Origin of the sequence: Labrenzia sp. PHM005 (assembly GCF_006517275.1) — a bacterium.
Classification (GTDB): Bacteria; Pseudomonadota; Alphaproteobacteria; order Rhizobiales; family Stappiaceae; genus Roseibium.
In genome coordinates this window covers 4,324,085-4,344,877 of sequence record NZ_CP041191.1, presented here as the reverse complement: position 1 = coordinate 4,344,877, position 20,793 = coordinate 4,324,085, and the positions used below count along the sequence as shown (strand labels likewise).

The 20,793-nt window shown below is 54.9% G+C and carries 20 protein-coding genes; 7 read left to right on the top strand and 13 right to left on the bottom strand.

The window, feature by feature from the left end:
* Nucleotide 1 precedes the first annotated feature (1 nt).
* The 4 genes from FJ695_RS19610 to FJ695_RS28060 are packed head-to-tail and all read right to left on the bottom strand — an operon-like array spanning nt 2 to nt 2,249.
* Complete coding sequence (locus tag FJ695_RS19610; RefSeq protein WP_141187012.1) at nt 2-904, bottom strand: hypothetical protein; 903 nt, start codon at nt 902-904, stop codon at nt 2-4.
* A 44-nt stretch (nt 905-948) separates the two neighbouring features.
* The gene (locus FJ695_RS19605; RefSeq protein WP_141187011.1) at nt 949-1,590 is read right to left on the bottom strand and encodes a pyridoxamine 5'-phosphate oxidase family protein; all 642 of its coding nucleotides are present in this window, start codon (nt 1,588-1,590) and stop codon (nt 949-951) included.
* A gap of 22 nt (nt 1,591-1,612) precedes the next feature.
* Nucleotides 1,613-2,083, bottom strand: a complete 471-nt coding sequence (locus tag FJ695_RS19600; RefSeq protein WP_141187010.1) for a nuclear transport factor 2 family protein — start codon at nt 2,081-2,083, stop codon at nt 1,613-1,615.
* Entirely contained in the window at nt 2,076-2,249 is a 174-nt protein-coding gene (locus FJ695_RS28060; protein WP_168206430.1) for a hypothetical protein, read from the bottom strand. Before FJ695_RS28060 ends, FJ695_RS19600 begins: the two co-directional genes overlap by 8 nt.
* A gap of 296 nt (nt 2,250-2,545) precedes the next feature.
* Between FJ695_RS28060 and FJ695_RS19595 the strand changes: the two genes are divergently transcribed.
* Complete coding sequence (locus tag FJ695_RS19595; RefSeq protein ID WP_141187009.1) at nt 2,546-3,115, top strand: TetR/AcrR family transcriptional regulator; 570 nt, start codon at nt 2,546-2,548, stop codon at nt 3,113-3,115.
* A gap of 85 nt (nt 3,116-3,200) precedes the next feature.
* Here the strand turns inward: FJ695_RS19595 and FJ695_RS19590 are convergent, their stop codons facing one another.
* From FJ695_RS19590 to FJ695_RS19575, 4 genes are all read right to left on the bottom strand, one after another.
* Nucleotides 3,201-3,794: a L,D-transpeptidase gene (locus FJ695_RS19590; protein ID WP_141187008.1), complete on the bottom strand. Its 594-nt coding sequence runs from the start codon at nt 3,792-3,794 to the stop codon at nt 3,201-3,203.
* A gap of 291 nt (nt 3,795-4,085) precedes the next feature.
* A complete protein-coding gene (locus FJ695_RS19585) occupies nt 4,086-4,928 on the bottom strand; it encodes a DUF1989 domain-containing protein (protein WP_141187007.1) in 843 nt (280 codons plus the stop codon).
* A gap of 519 nt (nt 4,929-5,447) precedes the next feature.
* A complete protein-coding gene (locus tag FJ695_RS19580) occupies nt 5,448-6,266 on the bottom strand; it encodes a hypothetical protein (protein ID WP_141187006.1) in 819 nt (272 codons plus the stop codon).
* A 167-nt stretch (nt 6,267-6,433) separates the two neighbouring features.
* Complete coding sequence (locus tag FJ695_RS19575; protein ID WP_141187005.1) at nt 6,434-8,071, bottom strand: fumarate hydratase; 1,638 nt, start codon at nt 8,069-8,071, stop codon at nt 6,434-6,436.
* Nucleotides 8,072-8,306: 235 nt separating this feature from the next.
* Between FJ695_RS19575 and FJ695_RS19570 the strand changes: the two genes are divergently transcribed.
* Nucleotides 8,307-8,933: a LysE family translocator gene (locus tag FJ695_RS19570; protein ID WP_141187004.1), complete on the top strand. Its 627-nt coding sequence runs from the start codon at nt 8,307-8,309 to the stop codon at nt 8,931-8,933.
* Between the two features lie 26 nt (nt 8,934-8,959).
* Here FJ695_RS19570 and FJ695_RS19565 read toward each other — a convergent pair whose 3' ends face one another.
* Genes FJ695_RS19565 through FJ695_RS19555 form a run of 3 tightly spaced genes read right to left on the bottom strand, consistent with a single transcriptional unit; the run spans nt 8,960 to nt 10,762 of the window.
* Nucleotides 8,960-9,514 carry a YceI family protein gene (locus tag FJ695_RS19565; protein WP_141187003.1) on the bottom strand — a complete coding sequence of 185 codons (555 nt, stop codon included), beginning with the start codon at nt 9,512-9,514 and terminating at the stop codon, nt 8,960-8,962.
* A complete protein-coding gene (locus FJ695_RS19560; protein WP_141187002.1) occupies nt 9,511-10,122 on the bottom strand; it encodes a cytochrome b in 612 nt (203 codons plus the stop codon). Before FJ695_RS19560 ends, FJ695_RS19565 begins: the two co-directional genes overlap by 4 nt.
* A 55-nt stretch (nt 10,123-10,177) precedes the next feature.
* Complete coding sequence (locus FJ695_RS19555) at nt 10,178-10,762, bottom strand: YceI family protein (protein WP_141187001.1); 585 nt, start codon at nt 10,760-10,762, stop codon at nt 10,178-10,180.
* A 661-nt stretch (nt 10,763-11,423) separates the two neighbouring features.
* Between FJ695_RS19555 and FJ695_RS19550 the strand changes: the two genes are divergently transcribed.
* The 5 genes from FJ695_RS19550 to FJ695_RS19530 all read left to right on the top strand — a co-directional run bounded on the left by FJ695_RS19550 (nt 11,424) and on the right by FJ695_RS19530 (nt 18,560).
* Entirely contained in the window at nt 11,424-12,146 is a 723-nt protein-coding gene (locus FJ695_RS19550) for a glycerophosphodiester phosphodiesterase family protein (protein WP_141187000.1), read from the top strand.
* Nucleotides 12,147-12,341: 195 nt separating this feature from the next.
* Complete coding sequence (locus FJ695_RS19545; protein ID WP_209010736.1) at nt 12,342-13,679, top strand: FecR family protein; 1,338 nt, start codon at nt 12,342-12,344, stop codon at nt 13,677-13,679.
* An 8-nt stretch (nt 13,680-13,687) separates the two neighbouring features.
* Nucleotides 13,688-16,465: an EAL domain-containing protein gene (locus FJ695_RS19540; protein ID WP_209010735.1), complete on the top strand. Its 2,778-nt coding sequence runs from the start codon at nt 13,688-13,690 to the stop codon at nt 16,463-16,465.
* A 137-nt stretch (nt 16,466-16,602) separates the two neighbouring features.
* Entirely contained in the window at nt 16,603-17,409 is an 807-nt protein-coding gene (locus FJ695_RS19535; RefSeq protein WP_141186998.1) for a DeoR/GlpR family DNA-binding transcription regulator, read from the top strand.
* Complete coding sequence (locus FJ695_RS19530) at nt 17,406-18,560, top strand: MFS transporter (protein ID WP_141186997.1); 1,155 nt, start codon at nt 17,406-17,408, stop codon at nt 18,558-18,560. Before FJ695_RS19535 ends, FJ695_RS19530 begins: the two co-directional genes overlap by 4 nt.
* A 65-nt stretch (nt 18,561-18,625) precedes the next feature.
* Here FJ695_RS19530 and FJ695_RS19525 read toward each other — a convergent pair whose 3' ends face one another.
* On the bottom strand, nt 18,626-20,083 hold the full coding sequence (locus FJ695_RS19525; protein WP_141186996.1) for an NAD-dependent succinate-semialdehyde dehydrogenase: 1,458 nt from the start codon (nt 20,081-20,083) through the stop codon (nt 18,626-18,628).
* 354 nt (nt 20,084-20,437) lie between these two features.
* Entirely contained in the window at nt 20,438-20,788 is a 351-nt protein-coding gene (locus tag FJ695_RS19520) for a helix-turn-helix domain-containing protein (protein WP_209010734.1), read from the bottom strand.
* Between the last annotated feature and the right edge of the window lie 5 nt (nt 20,789-20,793).

The following is a 20,793-nucleotide window of genomic DNA, read 5'->3' as shown; positions in this document are numbered from 1 at the left end:
CTTAGTTGGACGCGGTCTTGATTTTTGCCGGAACCCTTTCCGGCTTGGACCGGCGGCTGAGAAAAGAAGATGCTTTTTGTGAAAACAGCATAGTCTGATTTGCATAGGAAGAGGCATTTGCCGGCAGATAGATAAGCACCGGCAAAACTCTTGCCGTAGTCAATTCCGCCCAGTCCGGTCCGAGCATTTCGATCAAACCAGCCGTAGTGCCAGTCGGCGCGTGTCTCTCCGCACTAGAATAGGTTCTAAGTAGAAACTGAGCCGACCAGGTGGCATCCGGGTCAGCCGCGGTGGGCTGATGGAAACCAACGGTCGCCTGGATCCGATCGTCTTCGGCCGTAATGACGGTTTGCATGGATTGGAAGAGATGCGGCTCGATGTCTGGCCAATAGGTGCGCACCAATTTGGCCAAGCGGTTTTGAGACTGATAGCCACCCAACGCTTTACTGCCGATAAGGCCGGCAAGTTTTTGGCCAGAAATCTCCAATATGCGGGCTGCCAAATCAGAAAATTCAGCATCGAAGGCGAGCACATATCTGGAAAACCCATTCGCTCTGAACGTCTCTACAAGCTGTTGGGCATTTTGTTCCAAGCCCTTGCGATCGAGCACAAGATTTGCCGGGACACAGGGACGAATAATCAGATGATCTCGCGACAAGCGCCGAGCAGTTGCCCTGAGGGGCGAGGTTTCGGACTGTGTGAGGAGCAATAGCGTGGCGCCATCTGGGTTGCCTGCGACACTGATCTTGAGCGGAGGGCTGTCGGTTGTTCGAGCTCTTGCATTCAGAGGGGATCCGGTAAGGCAAGTGGTATCCGCTGAAGCCAGGGCGGACGCGGGAAGAAGGATGCCAAAAAGAAAAAAGCCCGCTACTAGGATCCAGCGGTGCATTGGAACAAGAAACATAGTTTGCCCCTGATGTCAGGTTTTTGAAAAGACTGAAAGATTGCTTATTCCGCGACAGGTTGTTTTGTGTTCAGGAAGCTTTTGAGCTCTTCGTTTTCTTCTTCCAATTCACGGATCCGGCTGCGCAATTCGTTGATGCCGGGAGCCAGGTCTGCCAGCGTGAACCGCTGCGGGATGTGCTGCGGGCAGTTCCAATCAAAGGCCTGGAGTTTCAAGCGGATGATACGTTCAGGAAGCGCCCTGTAAGTGCTGTCGTGCACGTGGTCTAAAAGATTTTCATTGTCTTTGAGCGGGACTTGTTCCGCTGTCGCCCAGATTTTCAATCGGGTGCGGTTCGGATAGTCCATCAAGAACAGACAGACATTGCGGTTATCAGTCAGGTTCCCGGTGCTGATGTACTGCCGGTTGCCGCGGTAATCGGCATAGGCGAGGGTGGTGGGATCCAGGACTTTTAAAAATCCGATTGGTCCACCGCGAAACTGGACATAGGGCCATCCGGTTTCCGAAATCGTGGCCTGATAAAACCCGTCTCTGGCTTCGACAAAACGGGTCTCGTTTGTCGTAAACCGGTTGCCAGGATCAATCTCAGGGTCGTCCAGGGGCGCGTAGCTGCGCCGCGAACCGTTTTGCTCCTGTATGGCCCGCACCGTTTTCGTGAAGGCGATTTCTGAAAATGCGCGGGCCATACATGCTCCCTCCCGGAGGTGGTTAGAGATTAAAATCGCTGAGGCCCGGATGGTCAGCGGGCCGTGGGCCTTGCGGCCAATGGAACTTGCGCTCAGCTTCGGAAATCTTGAGGTCGTTGATGCTGGCAAAACGCCGGTGCATCAGGCCGCTCTCGGCAAACTCCCAGTTTTCGTTGCCGTAGGAGCGGAACCACTGGCCATCCGAATCTCGCCATTCATAGGCAAAACGGACCGCAATGCGGTTGCCCGCAAACGTCCAAAGCTCTTTGATGAGGCGGTAATCCAGTTCGCGTTGCCATTTTCGAGTGAGAAACCGGGCGACCTCCGCGCGGCCTTGCGGAAATTCCGAGCGGTTCCGCCATTGGGTGTCAGGGGTGTAGGCAAGCGCGACGTTTTCCGGCTGCCGGCTGTTCCAGGCATCTTCCGCTGCGCGGACTTTTTGCCGGGCCGTTTCTTCGGTGAACGGTGGCAACGGGGGACGGGTCTCAGTCAAGTGGGAGCTCCATGGCGAGAATGTGGTGAAATGGGGCGGTGGTTAGATGGTCTGCAGGCTGGTCTTCGCCAGCTGGACGCAGGACGTGAAGGGTCAAGAGAAGAAGGCAGGTCACGGCGCCAAGCGCATAAATTCCGGGAGGGTAGGCCGGTCTCATCGAAAACATGACAACGCCTTTCAGTAAATGGACAGAATGGTAAGTACCGATTTGTTCAGTTATGAATTTTATATGTACAAATCTGTACACATAGTCAAGAGTGTGTTCGGAAAATTTTCGCCGATAAGGCAAATACCGTGAGGCTGTGTGCGTCCGTGTTTCTTGAAGATTTTGCCTTTGTCATCTCGATAAAATGTACTTGGCGGCGTGGGGTATCCGGTCGTCATTTTCGCACGGTCTTTTTGAGGGGACTTGCGAGATGGCAGGAAAATATCTATTTACAGATTAGTACAGAAAGGAACCTCATGCGGCCAAGCAAACGTGATGAACTGGTGCGCAAAGCACTGACGATCTTTTACCGGGATGGCTTTCACGCCACCGGAATGGACCGATTGGTGGCAGAAACTGGCATCTCCAAAACCACCATGTTCAAGCATTTCCGCAGCAAGGACGAACTGATTCTTGCGGTCTTGCGGCTGCGTGACGAAAATTTCCGCAACTGGTTTTTCCGCCGTCTCGACGAAAAACTAGCCGCGCCGAAAGAAAAGCTCGCGGCGTGTTTTGATGTCTTGAAGGAATGGTTTTCCGAGCCGGCATTTCGCGGCTGCATGTTCATTAAGGCATCGTCTGAGTTTCAGGAGCCCGACCACCCGGCCTATGTTCAGTCGGCCGAACACAAGCGGCTGCTGTTAAAGGCCTTTACCGAGATCGCAGTGGAGGCGGGCGCCCGTAACCCTGAGCTCTTGGCGCGGCAGATCCTGGTCTTGAAGGAAGGGGCCATCGTTGCCGCCCATATGGGTTTTGATCCAGATCCGGCCGAAGCGGCCAAGGCCGCAGCTGTCGCCCTGCTAGACGCCCAACTCCAACCAGCTTGATCAAAACGGATACTCTAGACCGCGAACCCAAACAAAAAAGCCGGACCAAATGGCCCGGCTTTTTCTGGTCTTGGTCGGAAAAGCGTTACCGCTTGACGACGATTTTCGTGCCGACACCAACATTCTTGTACAAATGAATGACGTCTTCGTTGGCCATGCGGATGCAGCCGGATGAAACGGCAGAACCAATGGTCCACGGCTCAGTTGTGCCATGAATGCGGTAAAGCGTTGATCCGATGTATAGCGCACGCGCGCCCATCGGGTTGTTCGGGCCGCCTTCCATGTAGGCCGGCAGGATCCGGCCTTTGCGGCGCTCACGAGCCCGCATTTGTGCCGGCGGCGTCCAGCTCGGCCATTCGGCCTTGCGGGTCACGCGGTGTGTACCGGCCCACTGGAAACCGTCTTTGCCAACACCGACGCCGTATTTCATGGCCCGGCCGTTGGACTGAACGTGATAGAGGCGGCGCTCAGATGTGTCGATTACGATTGTTCCAGGGCTGTACGGCCCATCATAGCGTACCCGTTTGCGCTTGATCGGAGACGGTCCGCCCGGATGATATTTCATGGTGAGCCATTTTTGGGCTACCGGATCAAAGTATGTGCCTTGTGCAAACGCAGGTGCTTGAAGCATCACCGCTCCCGCCACAAGCGCCGCTACCAGATAAAAAAGTTTTCTCATAGTGTTTCCCCATCAGCGCCCAGCCCTCTTACGAAGGTGCGAATCTATTCTCTAAAGATAAAAAAGCGTCCTTGCCGCACTGTTAACAATAATGGCGCAAGCACAGCAATTTTCCTATCTCACGTGTCCGTGATCGCGGCTCATGCGCTGGTTTTTGTACCAATTGGGCAACAGAAACCGCGCGTAAGATAAGAAAAACCCGGACACGCACGCAAAAGTTACAACTGTACGGCAGCAAAAAGGGTGATGCAGAGCACAGATTGCCGCTTTGTCAAAAAGTGATTCTGCCTGTCAAAGGCCGTGGCTGCGGTCGTAAGGATTGATAGCAGGGGACTGCCAGCCGCTCAAAGTGCCGGTCTGAGGCCGAAAAACTTCCATCAGCATCGGGTGGCAGGGGGCGGTGTCGCTGGAGTGTTCCGACCCGCAATCACCGCCAGGGCACGCGCTCATCACCGCCAGCAGTCCGATTTCTGCAAAGAGCTCCAGATAATCGCCGGGCCGCACGGGGCTGGCTTTCATGAAGTATTGGCCGGTGTCCCGGGTAAAGCCGGTGCACATGAAGACATTGAGGACGTCATGCACGTGGGCTTCGGCCTCTTCAAGGCTCAATCCTTTCGCCTGGGCGAGTTCCCGAGTGAGGTTCGAGTGGCAACAGTGGTGATAGTCGGGTCCGCCAAGCGCCCGGCCGGTATAGGGATCGCAGCGGGTGCCGATGACATCGTGGACCGAGCCTCCGAATTCATCGATGCCGTACCAATTGAGCGTGTCTGTGGTGACCGTCGCCAGAGGCCGCATCGTCGGGAAATTCGACCAGAGCCGGTCTCCGGTTGTTACATGAGTGCCGTGCAGCGCCCGGGTTTTGCCCGAATAAAACCGCTCAGAAAGATCTGCGCTGTTGAACAGATTGAGATCGCCGACTTGGGGTCCCTCTATCGAGGTGATCTTCAAAAAACAGCCCTCAGGGACGTCGATTGAGGCCGCTTCGCGCGGCGGCACGGTCACTTCCCCGATTTTCTCAGCGCCTTCACGCGCCTTGGCATAAAGCTCAAGATTGGGAGCGGGCAGGGTTTCCGGCGGATAACAGATGACAGGTTTAATGGCCCGCAGCGCAGCTGCATCTTGAGGTTCTGACATCTTCTGTCCCTGCTACCAGATTGAAATTTCGGAGTATCCTATGTGAACCGTGCCGAAGAGCTTGGCAAGCCGGTGCCTTTCCGGTCACGGAGAATTGCAGGACGGGCTGGTCCATCTGATACCGTCTGCCTCCGCCGCGATGCGTCCCGGAACGCATCCTCCGCGGTCATCACAGGACTAGATCCGGTGATCTATCCCGTTTCGTTTCTACTCGATCATGTGCACTTTGAGGCAAGGTTACGGCATGGATTGCCCGGTCAAGCCGGGCAATGACGAAGGAATTGGTTAGGTCTCACGGCAACTTGAAGCCGTCATCCCGCACATGATGCGGGATCCAATGCCCGTATCCATCAAACGGAGTGTTTTTTCACCGGGTCGGACGCGGCTCCACCAGGAAATGGAGATCTCTGGCCAGTGGGGAGAAGGGGATTGGATCCCCGGTCGTGCCGGGGATGACTGGGGTGGGATATGGATAAATGCTAGACGGCCCTTTTGAATATGCTCGCCATCAATTGATTGCTAACTAAACGGTTTGGATGGAGGTTTGCGCGGACAGAAGTCAAGCGGGTTTGCCCAATCCGAGTACGTGTTTGCATCGGCATAAAAGCCTTCGAAGTAGTCTTCGGGCCGTGCATTGGTTAGGGCGTTTTTTGTTAATCCGATGAAGGCTTCGACACCATCGAACTCCCACGTCATGACCAAGCCAGCTTCCTTGGAGTGGATGCAGTAGTACGTGTCCCTTGTGATCGCCTGCGGCAGGCGTATCTTTGGACTATCTTGTGAAAACGCTTCAACGCCACAACGGAATACGTTTGCTCTGAATTCGTCATAGACATCAACAGAAGTTATATCGAGTGCTGCGAGAAAGCGGCCTATTTGAGGTTCGAGCGCAGGCTCCGGAATATCGTCTTGAGGGAGGAATAGTGCGTGGGTGAAACAGTAGTCCCCGATTGCCTCCTGAATCTCCGACGGTACGTCCTTCCGGCGGCCCAAACATGATGAGATCCAGACACACTGTGCGAATATCTCGAATGGGACTTCTGGACAGACAGCTGCATGTACGTCAGACCATCGAGTGGTTTCGCCATACTTCTTCGCATGTGTGGCCTGGTCTTCGTCAAAGCCATCAGCGCCAGAGACGCTTGCGGTCACATATTTTTTGCCGTCGATAACTGTCACTTTATTGGCGACAACGCTTTCGACAACGGGCCATCTCACAAAAGGGTTCAGGGCGATGAACACCTTGTCGTAAATACCGTCCCACCAATCTAAAACCGGAGTTCCCGGTGCGGGTTCTTTGATCTCCCGCGGGACGTTTTTGAAGTCTGTCTGAGCCAAGTTGAACCGCTTTGTTTTAACGAATTTAGCGAAAGGCGGGAACGGACAGCGTTTTTGCAGTTTGTAATATCCGTCCCGGCCAGCGAGCCGGGACCTGCAACAAAAAATTTGGTCCCGGGGCGAGCCCGGGATGGTGGGGTGACGGGAAAATCACCCCGCATATTACGTCAGCTCAGGTTCAGCTCTTTGAAAAAATCATTGCCCTTGTCGTCGACGACGATGAAAGCAGGGAAGTTTTCGACTTCGATTTTCCAAACGGCTTCCATGCCGAGTTCTTCAAATTCGACCACCTCAACCGACTTGATGCAGTCCTGGGCCAAACGGGCAGCCGGGCCGCCGATGGAGCCTAGATAAAAGCCGCCATGGGCTTGGCAGGCGCGGCGCACTTGCGCGGAGCGGTTGCCTTTGGCGAGCATCACCATGGATCCGCCCGCGGCCTGGAACTGATCGACATAAGCATCCATCCGCCCCGCTGTCGTCGGGCCGAAAGAGCCGGATGGCATGCCATCCGGAGTTTTGGCAGGACCTGCGTAATAGACCGGGTGGTTCTTGATGTAGTCGGGCAGGGGCTCGCCGGCCTCCAGCCGCTCGCGGAGTTTCGCGTGGGCCGCGTCGCGGGCAACGATCAAGGTGCCTGTCAGGCTGAGGCGGGTCTTGATCGGGTGTTTGGTGAGTTCACCTAGGATCTCGGACATCGGCTTGGTCAGATCGATCTCGACCACATCACCGCCCAGATGGTCGTCGGTCACTTCCGGCATGTATTTTTCCGGATGCATTTCCAGCTGCTCCAGGAAAATACCGTCCTTGGTGATTTTTCCGACCGCCTGACGGTCGGCGGAGCAGGACACCGCCAGCCCAATCGGCAGGGACGCACCATGACGCGGCAGGCGGATCACGCGCACATCGTGGCAGAAGTATTTGCCGCCGAACTGCGCACCGACGCCGGTCGCCTGGGTCATCTTATGGATCTCGGCTTCCATCTCCAGGTCGCGGAAGGCATGGCCGTCTTCCGAGCCTTCGGTCGGAAGGCCGTCGAGATAGCGGGCAGAGGCGTATTTTGCCGTTTTCAGGTTCATCTCCGCCGATGTGCCACCGATGACAACTGCCAAGTGATATGGCGGGCAGGCAGCGGTGCCGAGGGTCAGGATCTTTTCCTTTAAGAACTCGATCATGCGGTCGTGGGTGAGCAGCGATGGTGTGCCCTGGAACAGGAAGGTCTTGTTGGCAGACCCGCCGCCCTTGGCCATGAACAGGAACTTGTAGGCGTCTTCACCTTCAGAGTAGAGCTCGATCTGCGCCGGCATGTTGTTCTTGGTGTTTTTCTCCTCAAACATGGAGATGGGCGCCAGCTGCGAATACCGCAGGTTTTTTTTGAAATAGGCATCGCGCGCACCTTCCCCCAGCGCGGCTTCATCACCACCGGACGTCCACACGCGGCGGCCCTTTTTGCCCATGATGATCGCCGTGCCGGTGTCCTGGCACATCGGCAAAACGCCGTGGGAGGCGATATTGGCGTTCTTCAAAAGGTCGAAGGCAACGAACTTGTCGTTTTCTGTCGCTTCCGGGTCATTGAGGATTTTTTGAAGTTGCTCCAAATGTCCTGGACGCAGGAAGTGGTTGATGTCCTTGAACGCCTCTTCGGCCAAAAGGCGCAGGCCTTCCGGTTCCACCATCAAAACATCTTCGCCGTTGAACTCGGCCGTTTTCACATAGTCCGATGTCAGCTTGCGATAGGGCGTTGTGTCTTCGCCTTGCGGGAAAAGGGAGCTGTGATGATATTCGGGCGGGGTAACGGGCGCGTTCATGCGGAAAGCCTTCCTGATCTGGCTGGGTCTGGCTGAAAGCCGATCCCTGGCAAAGGTCTGTGGCGTGTTCATAAGCAATAGTTTCAAAAAGGCCAAGGCGCCATTAGACGCATTATTTTGATGTTTCCGGTTTCCTGTCCGTAGCGTTGAGCTGCCGGGCGGACTGTGAAATAGATAATGTGTATCGATTTCCAGCGTATTGAAGCGGCTGGTCTGAGGAAATGCTGGGGGCTTTATGGATTTTGCGTTTTGGGCTTTGTTTGCCGTGACTGTCTTTTCGACCTCACTGATTCCAGGACCAAGTACCCTGGTGGCCTTTACTCACGGGGCACAGTTCGGTTGGAAGCGGGCGCTTGGCACGGCTTCTGGAAACGCCTGTGCGTCAGTATTACAAGCCATTTTGGCTTGCGCCGGGCTTGGGCTTGTTCTGGCCCAATCCGCAGTCCTGTTCATGGCCATCAAATATGTTGGCGCCGCCTATCTGGTCTATCTCGGGATTACCATGTGGCGCAGTTCCGCCGCTGCAGTTGAGCTCAACCAGACCAGCCGGTCAGAGGCAGATCAGATACTCCGCCTGTTCCGGAGCGGATTTCTGGTCGCAGCCGCCAATCCCAAGGCAATTGTGTTTTTCACGGCGCTCTTCCCGCAGTTTTTGGATCCGACCGGAACCGCGAGCAGCCAGTTGGCCGGAATGGTGGGTGTGATCGCCATTGTGTCGTTTTCGGTCGCCATGATCTATGGCTGCCTGGGCAGCCGGTTAAGTGCGCTTCAGCTATCGCGGCGGATCATGGCACGTGTCCAAAAAACCATTGGCGGCTTGTTCGTCGCCAGCGGCATCGGCCTGGCAGCTTCGCGCAGTTAAACCGGCAACCCAGATTAGACCGCTGGTCAGCGTGTGGCTGTCAAATCCAGCGTAACGGAGACAGCATCGCTGACGGTATCGGTGGCGACACCCGATCCAAGGTTGTAGTCGAGCCGGTTCAGTGTCGCAGTGCCCGAGGCCTTGGCGATATCACCGTCGATATCAAGCTTGAAATCCAGAACAACCGGATGGGAAAGGCCTTTGATGTCGAGCGTGCCGGTCGCCCGGTAGCTGTTGCCTTCAACGCGTTCGACATCGCTTGCAATGAACTTGGCTTCTGGGAACGCGGCCACATCAAACCAGTCTGCATTTGGCAGCGTGCCATCGAACTGGGCATTGCCGGTGGTGGCACTGGCCGCCTGGATGCTTGCCGAAATCTGAGCCTTTTCCGGCGCGTTTGGATCAAAGTCTATGGCTGCGGACCAAGTGCCGAAGGTCCCGGTCAGGGCCGTATCACCTTGCTGAACTTCAAAGGCCAGCGTGCTCTGTGCCGGATCGACTGTCCAAACGTCCGCTATCGCGGTTGGGGCTGCCAGAAGAGAAAATGCTGCTGCAGCAAAAATGCGAAATTTCAGTGTCATGCGTCGGCTTTCTCAGAAAATAGATCATCGGAACTGCGAGCGGGTTCGGTCGATACCATGCGTTTCAAAGTATCGTCCCGGGCGATGAAGTGGTGCTTCAGTGCTGCGGCGATATGAACAAGGATCAAGGCGATCAACAGGTAGGCGCCATAGGCATGCAGCGCTTTGAAGAAGCCTTCTGCCTGTTCTTTGGTGCCAAGCATCTCCGGATAGGGCAGATGGGGCACCGGTAGGGTGTTGAAGATTACGGTTGGAATGCCCCAGGGTGACGCCGACACCATCAGCCAGCCGGTGATCGGCATGGCAAAGATCAGGGCATATAGTCCGATATGGCCCAGATGGGCGGCCAGCCGCTCCCAGACAGGCATCCCGTCCGGAAGTTTCGGGGACGGATTGAGCAGGCGCCAGACCAGGCGCAGCGCAGCGAGCGCCAGCACCACAAACCCGAACGATTTGTGCAACTGGTAAAGTCCAAACAATCGCGGATCTGATTGGGGCAGTCGGTCGAGATAAAGACCAAACCCGAGCATGCCAAGGATAAGCATAGCCATGAGCCAGTGGAACGTAATGGCGATCCGGCCGTAGCCGGTGGGCGTGTTGCGGTACATGACGTTGCCTCAGGGAACAGGCGGGAAGTCTACAGATAGACTTCCCGGTGTTTGTTTAGTTCGTTGCTGTTGTGGTCAGCGTTTCTGTGTGGAACGTGATTGTGACGTCATCCCCCACGTAAGGAACGAACATGTCCATGCCAAAGTCCGAGCGTTTGATCACGGTGCTGACCGCAAAACCAACAGCTTCCTTCTTGGCCATTGGATGTTCGCCCATAGCGGTGACATCGACGGTCAGAGTAACCGGCTTGGTGATTCCTTTCAGGGTCAGATCGCCAGTGACTTCAAGCTGTTTCTCACCGGTTTGTGCGACCTTGGTGCTTTTGAAGGTGGCTTCCGGGAACTTGGCCGCATCGAAGAAGTCCGGGCTTTTCAAATGGATGTCACGGTCCGCCCAGAAGGTGTCGAGGCTGCCGATCTGGATGGTGAATTCGACCGAAGAATTCGCTGGTGTTTCCTTGTCGATCTTCAACGTCCCATCCCAGTCGCCAAAACGGCCGTCGGTGGTCGAATATCCCAGGTGGTTGTAGGTGAACGACAGGTTGGAGTGCGACTTGTCGAAGTCGAAGGCCACCGGTTCGGCAAAGGCGGTGCCGGCCAGAAGGGAAAGCGCGAAAGCGGATGTCGCAAGACGGATCATGTTTGAACCTCATCAAGAAAATGTCGAAGACGCTCGTCTGGAACGCTGATGGTTCACTTAATGTGATTTTTCCGTGGTGCAATTTGACTGACTGTTTTCGCTGGGTGAACAATTTGTGATTTGATGTTCGATTGTTAGACGTCGAACGAATCGGGAAGCCAAAAAGAGCGGAAAACCTGGATGGAAACCGCCAAAGAATGGCCGGAAACCTCGGTGAGTTGGCTCTCTATTGCAAATAGCTGCTTGTTTTTTTTAAAGAAAAACCTGATCTTCGCAGATGTCATGATGCCATCAAGGTTTTCAGGCATGGCTAGGCCGTGTGGACGAATTAGAGGCGCATTTCGTGAAGCAAAGGGCGAAAGATGACGTGGAAAGACCTGCAGAGCGTATCAGTGATACGGTCAAGGGGCAGTCCACGTCAGATTGCTGTGCTTTGCCTCACCCGAAGGCCCGGGCCTGCAGCGCCCAATCTTCTGCGAAAATCCGCCTTGATGATGCACCAGCATCACCTGCACCAGATTTTCTTGATCTTGAACGCAGCAAATCCCGGCGAAATACACCTCCAGTTCGCCCACACGGCCTAGAAACTGAGCTTCTTCGGAAGTGTTTTTCCCTTTGAACACCTGTGTAACTGTGCGTTCGAACCCTCAGGAGTAAAACTGTGAAACGTGCTGCCATCGTTTGCCATCGTGGTGCAAGTTTGAAAGCCCCGGAAAACACCCTGGCTGCGCTTGAAGTGGCAATCGCAGATGGTGTGGAGGTGGTCGAGCTGGATGTGAGACCATCGCGCGATGGAGTTTTGTATGTCCATCATGACGAAACGGTGGACCGCACGACAAATGGCTCGGGGCGTTTCGGGGATATGTTTGCCTCCGAGATTGATCAGCTGGATGCCGGGTCCTGGTTTTCGAAAGACTTTGCTGGTGAGCGGGTGCCCCGGTTTTCATCGTTTCTGGATGCCTGCAAAGGCCGGATTGCTGTTTATGCGGAAATCAAGGAAGGGGATCCGGCCGAGGTACGCGATATGCTGCAAGCCCGGGACATGCTGGAAGCTGCCTGGACCTTTTCGTTTGATCAGGCAATTCGCGCCGAGACCCGGGCCCGCGTACCGGACCTCCGGTTGATGGTGCTCTTCGATCATGTTGGGTCGGTCGAGCGGGCAGTTGCCCAGGGGGCCGCCATTTTGGAGTTTCAGGCGCATAATCTTGATGTGGACCTTGCTGAATCTGCCCGAGAGGCCGGATTGATCACGCAGCTTTTCTATGATGGCAACGACCGGTCAGTGTTTGAACTGGCCATCCGTTGCGGCATTGAACAGATGAACATTGACCATGTCGATGTGTTCCGCTCCGTCGAAGAAAGCCTGCTGGCGCCTGCGCAGTAGCGGTGTTCTTATTTTGTTTTCAGCTTTGCGAAGTGGTTTTCACTTAGTGTTAAATTTATCAATGCATATTCATTTCAAGTTCACTCTTCGTAACTTGGGATGTGTTTGGTGGTGGTTGCAAAGTTTTGCAATTTTGAGAAGAAGTCGTTTGTAAGGGGCATTTGTCAAAAAACTGCGTCGCTACTGGCGGTTGGTGTGTTTTCTTTTGTAGTTTTTCTTGCCGGGTCAGCGGATGCGCGTGCCCAGTGGATTGTAAAACGCGTGTCCGGGGTCGTTTATTTTGTCGCGCCTCAAGTGAAGGCATTCCGGGTCAAGCGTGGGATGGTGTTTGAGCCTGGATACACCATGGCTACACGGTCAAACGGCCGGGCTCTGATTGCCCGCGGTTCAGAAACAATTTCCGTGGGTCCAAACACCAAGTTCGCAATCTCAAAATATCGCAGCCAAAACGGCAAAACGACGCTGCTGCAGCGCAAAGGCAAAGTAACAGTTGATGTTCAAAAACGGCGCCGCCCACATTTTACTGTCGAAACGCCGTTTTTGGCGGCTGTTGTAAAGGGCACAAAGTTTGGAGTTTCAGTTAGCTCCCGCGAAGCGCGGGTTTCTGTTCAGCGGGGACTGGTGGAAGTCTCGGACCTTGCAACAGGTCAGCGGGCTTCATTAAGCGCCGGACATACAGCGACTAGCGCTCCTGGAAATAAAGCCGGATTGTCTGTCTCCGGCATCAATGCGCCGGCTGTATCGCCAGGAACGCCAAGGGCTTCAACCTTTGTGGCTCCCAATACACCAACTGTACCGAATACAGCACCAGCGAACAATACTAATCGGTCCGGCGGGCTTTTCGGCGGTATTTTCTCCGGAGGCTCTGCAAATGCCCAAGGACAAAGCACCAGCACCAATGCAGGTGGCGGAAACAGCAGTAATGGCGGCGCAAATGGGTCTTCGGGGAACGGGGAATCCAGCGGCAACAACGGCAACGGCAATTCCGGAAACAACGGAAATGGCAACGGCAATTCCGGCAACAACGGCAACGGCAATTCCGGAAACAACGGAAATGGCAACGGCAATTCCGGCAACAACGGAAATGGCAACGGCAATTCCGGCAACAACGGAAATGGCAACGGCAATTCCGCCAACAACGGAAATGGCAACGGCAATTCCGGCAACAACGGAAATGGCAACGGCAATTCCGGAAACAACGGAAATGGCAACGGCAATTCCGGCAACAACGGAAATGGCAACGGCAATTCCGGCAACAACGGAAATGGCAACGGCAATTCCGGAAACAACGGAAATGGCAACGGCAATTCCGGCAACAACGGGAATGGCAACGGCAATTCCGGTAACAATGGGAATGGCAACGGCAATTCCGGAAACAATGGGAATGGCAACGGCAATTCCGGAAACAATGGGAATGGCAACGGTAATTCCGGTAACAATGGGAATGGCAACGGCAATTCCGGTAACAACGGGAATGGTAACGGCAATTCCGGCGGCAACGGAAACGGCAACGGCTCCAGTGGCGAGAGCTAAGCTACGCTATGCGCATTAGGTCAAATCAGGTCTGGTACAAAAGGACGGTTAGCGCGCTGTTGATTGCGCTGGTTATGCTGACTGGCCTTTTGGCTCTTCGGTCTTCAGGCATCACAGACGCACTTGACCGGACGATATGGGAGCAGCGGTTTTCGGCCTCGAACCGCCCGGTATCCGGGGATATCGTGTTTGTCGATATTGATGCCCGGAGTCTCGATGAGCTCGGCGTCTGGCCAGTACCACGCAGCACGTACGCCAGGCTGATCAACCAGCTCACCGAAATGGATGTGTCGGATATTGTTTTTGATATCGACTTCAGTTCCGTTTCCAATCACGCTGAAGACGCGATCTTCGCGGATGCAATTGAAAAAGCCGGTAACGTAAGCCTGGCTGCCTTTCGGCAAGCAGCAAGTGGCTCTCAATCGACCGGCAAAGAAGTCCTAAATCAACCGATTGACAAGTTTCTGGATGTCGCGTGGCCCGTTGTTGTCATGGTGCCGGTGGAAGCTGACAGCAGGATCTGGCGCAATCTTTATGGCTACGAGTTGAGCGGTAACCAGGAGGTCTCCGCCGCTGCGTACTTGGGTGAGTATTCGGGCAATGCTTCGGGTTCATTTTGGCTCGACTACAGCATAGCTATAGATCAGATCCCAACCGTTTCCATGATTGACGTATTGAATGGAAACGTGCCGATTACACAGTTGTTTGGCAAAAAAGTTATCATCGGTGCCAGCGCGCAGGAGTTAAGAGATCTATTTCCAACGCCAGTCTTTGGCATGCTGCCGGGGGCTGTCATTCAGGCACTGGGTGCCGAAACGCTGCTGCAAGACCGGGCCCTTCAAATTCAAGGGGATGTGCTGGCAGTCGTTGCAGTCTTCTGCATATTCTTACTGTTCATGCTTAGCAAAGCAGAAGGTCTGGGGATCAAGATCGCAATTTTGCTTCTGGCATCGATTTCATTGGAAGTTGCCAGCTATTTGATCTTGCAGGAACGCCCTATTCAGATCTCAACAGCAAGCGCGCAGCTTCTTCTCTTCCTATCGGCGATCATTATTGTTTTCCGGGAGCTTGGGCTGCGGAAACTATTGTCGCAGATCTATCAAATCCGGCAACGGAACAGTATCCGGATGTTGGGACAAGTGTTCGACGATAGCTTCGACGCGATCGTTGTGCTGGATCGTAAAGGGAATGTTACGGCATCAAGCCAAGTCGCCCGCAGCCTTTTTGGACTGAATGACGTAGCCGGAGAGGAAGGTGGAAAAGCGCTGCCTGACGAGCTGGTTGAAGAAGCTGTGGCGGTTTTGTCCCTGCCCATCGGTATCCGGCCAGTACCTAAGCAAATGAGCTTGATTGATGAAAACGGTAACCACCGGATTATTGAATATGTGGTCACCCGTTCGGAAAAAGCGATTGAAGGACGAACGACCGGCAAGACACAAGAAACGGAAGCTCTGGCCTGCCTGACCTGCAGGGATATTACCGAACAACAGGAAGCCACCGAAAGGCTGTCTTATCTCGCCAAATATGACCCTGTCACCGGTTTGGTAAACCGCAATGGCTTCGAAGAGGTGGTCGCGCAGCGCGTTACAGAGATGCGAGCTTCCGGAGACCAGTTCTGTATGGTCCAAGTTGCTATTTCCAATCTTGATCAGATTATTGCTTCTCTGGGCTATTCCTATGGCGACATGTTGCGATCCGCAATTGCGCAACGGCTGCAGCGGCATTTCGGTCAGCGGTACACTTGGGGCGCCCTCACGGCGGATGTCTTTGCAGGCGCCTTTCCTGAACGTGAAAACTCAGCATTTTATGGTGGCGTCGTCCAAGAAATTCGCGAGGTATTTAGTCAGGACTATATGATTGAAGGGTCGCGAATAGCCGTTCAGTTGAATGCCGGTTATATCGTTGATGACGGTACCTTTGAGGTTGATGATTTCCTGAAAAAGTCGGGGAATGCTCTTGCGCGGGCGCGGAGAAATGAGCGTGTGGAGGTTGTAACCTTTCAGCCAAAAATGAATGAGGAACTGCATCGACGGAGAGAATTGGAAATGGAGCTTTTCAAGTCCATTTCTCGAGATGAACTGCGAATGTTCTATCAGCCGCTTGTTGATTTGCAGACCCGAAACATCATTGGTGTTGAGGCACTTCTTAGGTGGCGTCATGGCGAACTTGGCGAGATTTCTCCTGCAGAGTTTGTTCCGATCTCCGAAGAGAATGGATTTATCGTCGAATTGGGGACTTGGGTCCTCAACAGGGCAATGCGCGAAGCAGCGTCTTGGGGAAGCTCCATCCGGTTGGCTATCAATGTTTCGGCTCTTCAGTTTAGCCGCGGCGACATTGTGTCGACGATTCACGACGCCCTTCATACCAGCGGGTTTCCGGCGCAACGCCTCGATTTGGAGATAACGGAATCCCTTTTTATCGACGAGACGATCGACCTCCGGTCAAGCATGGAGGAACTTCGGGAAATGGGGTGCCGTTTTTCGCTGGACGATTTTGGTACTGGGTATTCGTCCCTTGGCTACATCCCGAACTATCCTTTTTCCAAAATCAAACTGGATCGAATGTTCATAACCAATGTTTCAGAGAACAAGAAAGACGTCGCCCTGATTGAAGCTGTCCTTCACATGGCGGACGCATTCGGGATGGAAACGGTTATGGAGGGTGTTGAAACGGAAGAGCAAGCCCGAACACTGACCAATTTGGGTTGCCGGATCGGACAGGGGTATCTCTTCGCAAAACCTATGAGCGCCAGCGACTTGAACCTTATGATAAAGGAATGCGCTTGAGTATCTAATGTCGCCAAGCCATGAATTGATCGTCTTGGCTACAAAAATACTCCCGACTAACATTTCATAGAAATTGAGTTTTGGATCAAGTGAGTTTGCATATTGATGCGCATGTTTGTGCATGTTAGTGCGTGTTTATGTCCAATGTTTCTCATTTGCCAGAGCAACGGCGCGCTGCGATCTTGAAAATCCTGGATGGCGGTGAGCCGGTGTTTGCAGCCGATCTTGCCCGAGAGTTTTCCGTTTCCGAGGACGCCATCCGGCGGGACCTGCGAAAACTCGCGGCCGAGGGGCTGTGCGAAAAAGTCTACGGCGGGGCAATGCCGCTCCGGCCGGTTCCAAGCCTTTATTCAGAACGGGCTGAGCGCGGGCAGGGGCAAAAACGAGCCTTGGCCAGAGCCGCCCTGCCACTGATCACCAAACGCCAATGCCTTTATCTCGATGCCGGCAGCACAAATGCCGCCCTGGCGGGCATGCTGCCGGATGATCTAGATCTGACGGTTGTCACCAATTCTGTTCCCGTGCTGTCCCGACTGATGGAGCGGGATGGGATCACAGTCTATGCGCTCGGAGGTCTCTTAAATCCTCAGATCGGCGGTATGACTGGAGTGCGTGCGGTGGCTGATGTGTCGCTCTACAGGTTTGACCTGGCATTCCTGGGGGCATGCGGATTGAGCCGGAAAACCGGCTTGAGCATTCATGACGGCGAAGAGGCTGCCTTGAAGCGGGCGGTGCTCAAAAACAGTTCCCAATGCGCCGCACTGGTCACCAGCGAAAAACTGGGTACATGCCTGGCGCATAAGGTCGCTGCATTCGAACAGGTGGATTATCTTGTTCTGGAGCCTGACGTGCCCTTGGCCGAGCGCGAAAACTATTCCAGTGGGACAAACACACTGCTATTCGCTGATGAGCCTAGAAACCGGGCCGGAGGGACATCGTCATGACTGCACGCGCTGCTGCTGTGTCCAGCAACCGGCCGGAAACCCGCCTGGCCACCCGGATGGTGTTTTTTGTACCTGGTTTCATCATGGGCGCATGGTCGCCGCTGATCCCCTTTGCCAAATTGCGCACCGGGCTGGATGAGGCCGGTCTCGGTTTATTGTTATTATGCCTAGGGATTGGCTCTGTGGTTTTCATGCCATTGGCGGGAGGGCTGTGCACACGGTTTGGCGCCAGAAACGTGATCCTTTATGGCGGTGCCGGGCTGTGCGTCGTTTTTCCGGCTTTAGGCGTGCTGGCCTCTGTCCCGTCGCTGATCGCCGCGGTGTTTCTCATCGGTGGCTTTCTAGGGCTTCTGGAAGTGGCGATGAACTCGCACGCGGTTGTGGTTGAAAGCGCCTCTGAACGGCCGCTTATGTCCGGTTTTCATGCTCAGTTTAGTGTCGGCGGTTTTGTTGGAGCAGGTGGTATGACACTGTTTCTGGCGATTGGCCTGACACCGCCCATTGCGGCGCTGCTGACGGCAGGCCTTGCGTTACTCATCTTGCTGTTTGCAGGACCGAACCTTCTGGATTGCAAAGGCCTGGCCGATGAAACGACACGCCGAAAGCGTATCCCGCCCGGTGCCATCCTTTTGCTGGCAGCTCTGGCTGCAATAACATTTCTAATCGAAGGGGCGGTCCTTGATTGGAGCGCTCTGCTGATCACCGAAAAGGGTCTTGTGGCAATCTCAGAAGGCGGGATCGGGTTCATGGTCTTTTCGATTGCGATGATGATCGGCCGATTGTTCGGAGACCGGTTCGTTGCAGCTGTGGGCAGCCGCAACACCTTGTTCTGGGGTGGCGCTTTGACGATTGCCGGAGTGCTACTGGCCTCCTTGGGGGCAAACATTTTTATAGCAATGATCGGGTTTCTGGCCATTGGCTTCGGCGCGTCGAATATCGTGCCGGTGCTGTTCAGCCTTGCCGGCCGGCAGCGGCAGATGCCATCCGGTCAGGCGATTGCGGTCGTCGCGACCGCCGGATATGCCGGGATTTTGCTTGGCCCGGCCGCAATCGGTTTCATTGCCGATGCAATTGGACTGACGCTAGCCTTTGCCGGTTTGGCAGCGCTGTTGGCGCTGGTGCCGCTCTTTGCAAAAAAGGCTGCCGGGTAGGCAACCTTTTCTTCCACTTTTTTCCTGTGTTATCCGGTCAAAGACCAGTTACGACGCCTTTAGAGTTAGAGCCCCAAACCGCCTAGGCAGCTGTATTTGATATTCAGGTAGTCATCGAGGCCGTATTTTGAGCCTTCATTGCCGATGCCACTGTCCTTGAAACCGCCGAAGGGGGCGACTTCTGTGGTGATCACACCCTCATTCACGCCCACAAGGCCGTACTGGAGGTTTTCCATGACGCGGAACGTACGGCCGAGATCCTTGGTGAAGAAATAGCATGCCAGGCCATATTCTGTATCGTTGGCGCGGGCGATGGCTTCTGCCTCCGTATCGAACTTGAAGAGCGCTGCCAGCGGTCCAAACGTTTCTTCGCTTGCCACCTTCATGTCGGCGGTGGCGCCGGTAATGAGGGTTGGCTCATAGAACGTGCCCGGTCCGTCGCTGCGTTTGCCGCCGCTCACAAGTTCGCCGCCTTTGGCGAGCGCGTCTGCCACGTGATCGGCGACCTTGTCCAAAGCGGCTTCGTTGATCAGCGGGCCTTGTGTGCTGCCACTTTCCAGGCCGTTGCCGGTTTTCAGCTGGGCTGCGATGGCGTCTTTCAGCTTTGCGGCAAAGGCATCATAGACACCTGCCTGGACATAAAGCCGGTTGGCACAAACGCAGGTCTGACCGGAGTTCCGGAATTTCGACGCGATCGCGCCTTCAACTGCTTTGTCGAGATCCGCGTCATCGAAGACGATGAAGGGCGCATTGCCGCCAAGCTCCATGGAGATCTTCTTCATGTTCTTGCCAGCATTGCCGGCAAGCAGTTTGCCGACCCGGGTCGATCCGGTGAAGGTGATCTTTTTGAGCTGCGGGTTTTCGCACATTTCCTCGCCGATTGCCGGAGCATCACCGGTGACGATGTTGATCACACCGGCCGGGACACCGGCTTTTTCAGCCAGAATGCCGTAGATCAACGCTGAATACGGTGTGAATTCAGCCGGTTTCATCACCATGGTGCAGCCCGCAGCAAGGGCAGCGCCAAGCTTGCGGGCGATCATCGAATTCGGGAAGTTCCAGGGCGTGATCGAACCAACGACACCAACCGGTTCCTTGGTCACCAGGATGCGCCGGTCAGCCCAAGGGGAGGGGATGGTGTCGCCGTAAATGCGTTTGCCTTCTTCGGCAAAAAAGCGGATGTATTTGACGCCAAGCGCAATCTCGCCTTTGGCTTCCGCGAGCGGCTTGCCCATCTCTGTGGTCAGGAGCACTGCGAGATCGTCGATCACGGCCATGATCTCATCGCACAGCTTGTGCATGATGGTGGCGCGCGCTTCTGCAGTCATGGCCTTCCAGGCTGGCATGGCTTTGTGGGCCGCCGCAATTGCCCGGTTTGTCTCCTCCCGCCCGCAAAACGGAATGGTGCCGATGGTTTCGCCGGTCGCCGGATTGGTAACATCCAGTGTTTTGCCGCTGTCGGCATCCTGCCAGGAACCGTCGATGTAGACCTGCTGTTTCAAAAGCGCTGGGTTGAGAGACATGGAGAACTCCGTGGCTAAAGAGGCGGGATCCGGATGCGTGCCGGTCTTAAGTGCCAATGTGATAGGCGCTCGCCTAAGGGTCTGGCAAGACCATTCGCACGTGAAAAATCAATGTCCGGGGGCTTTTATATGAAACCTACAAATGCCCTGCTGCATAAGGACAAGATTTCTGAGGGCATGCGCTGTCGTTTATTGAAACAGCAATATCAGATGGCGCGTAGCCGCCTGGTAACCGGCGGCTCTCTCCCTGAGGAAAAGGCACGGGAAAACGGCTTTGCCCGCCGGCGCAATTTAAGAAGACTTGATGCGCCTGGCTGGGCGGTAGACCGTAAATATCGGGAGCAGAAGGCTGGATTAGCTTCCGCCGAGACGGCTTTGAAGGACGGAAATCTCGTCGGCAAGCGCTTGTGCTTGTTTCTGGATCCGATCGAGGGCAACGCGCATGCTGTCGATATCAGCAGCTGCATCTTCTGCAACGGGCGGAGAGCCGCGTCCAACGAGCAGCCAAGTCGGGCTGACGTTCAAGATACCGGCGAGCAGGATCAATTTGTTCGAACGCGGCTCGGACCGGTCGCTTTCCCAGCTGTGCATTGTTGCAGTTTTGATGCCGAGGCGCCGGGCGAGCTGAGCGGTCGAAAGACCAGCGATGTCGCGTGCCTTACAAATGCGTTCACCCAAAGTGTAGTCGCTGCTGCGGTTTGACATGTGAT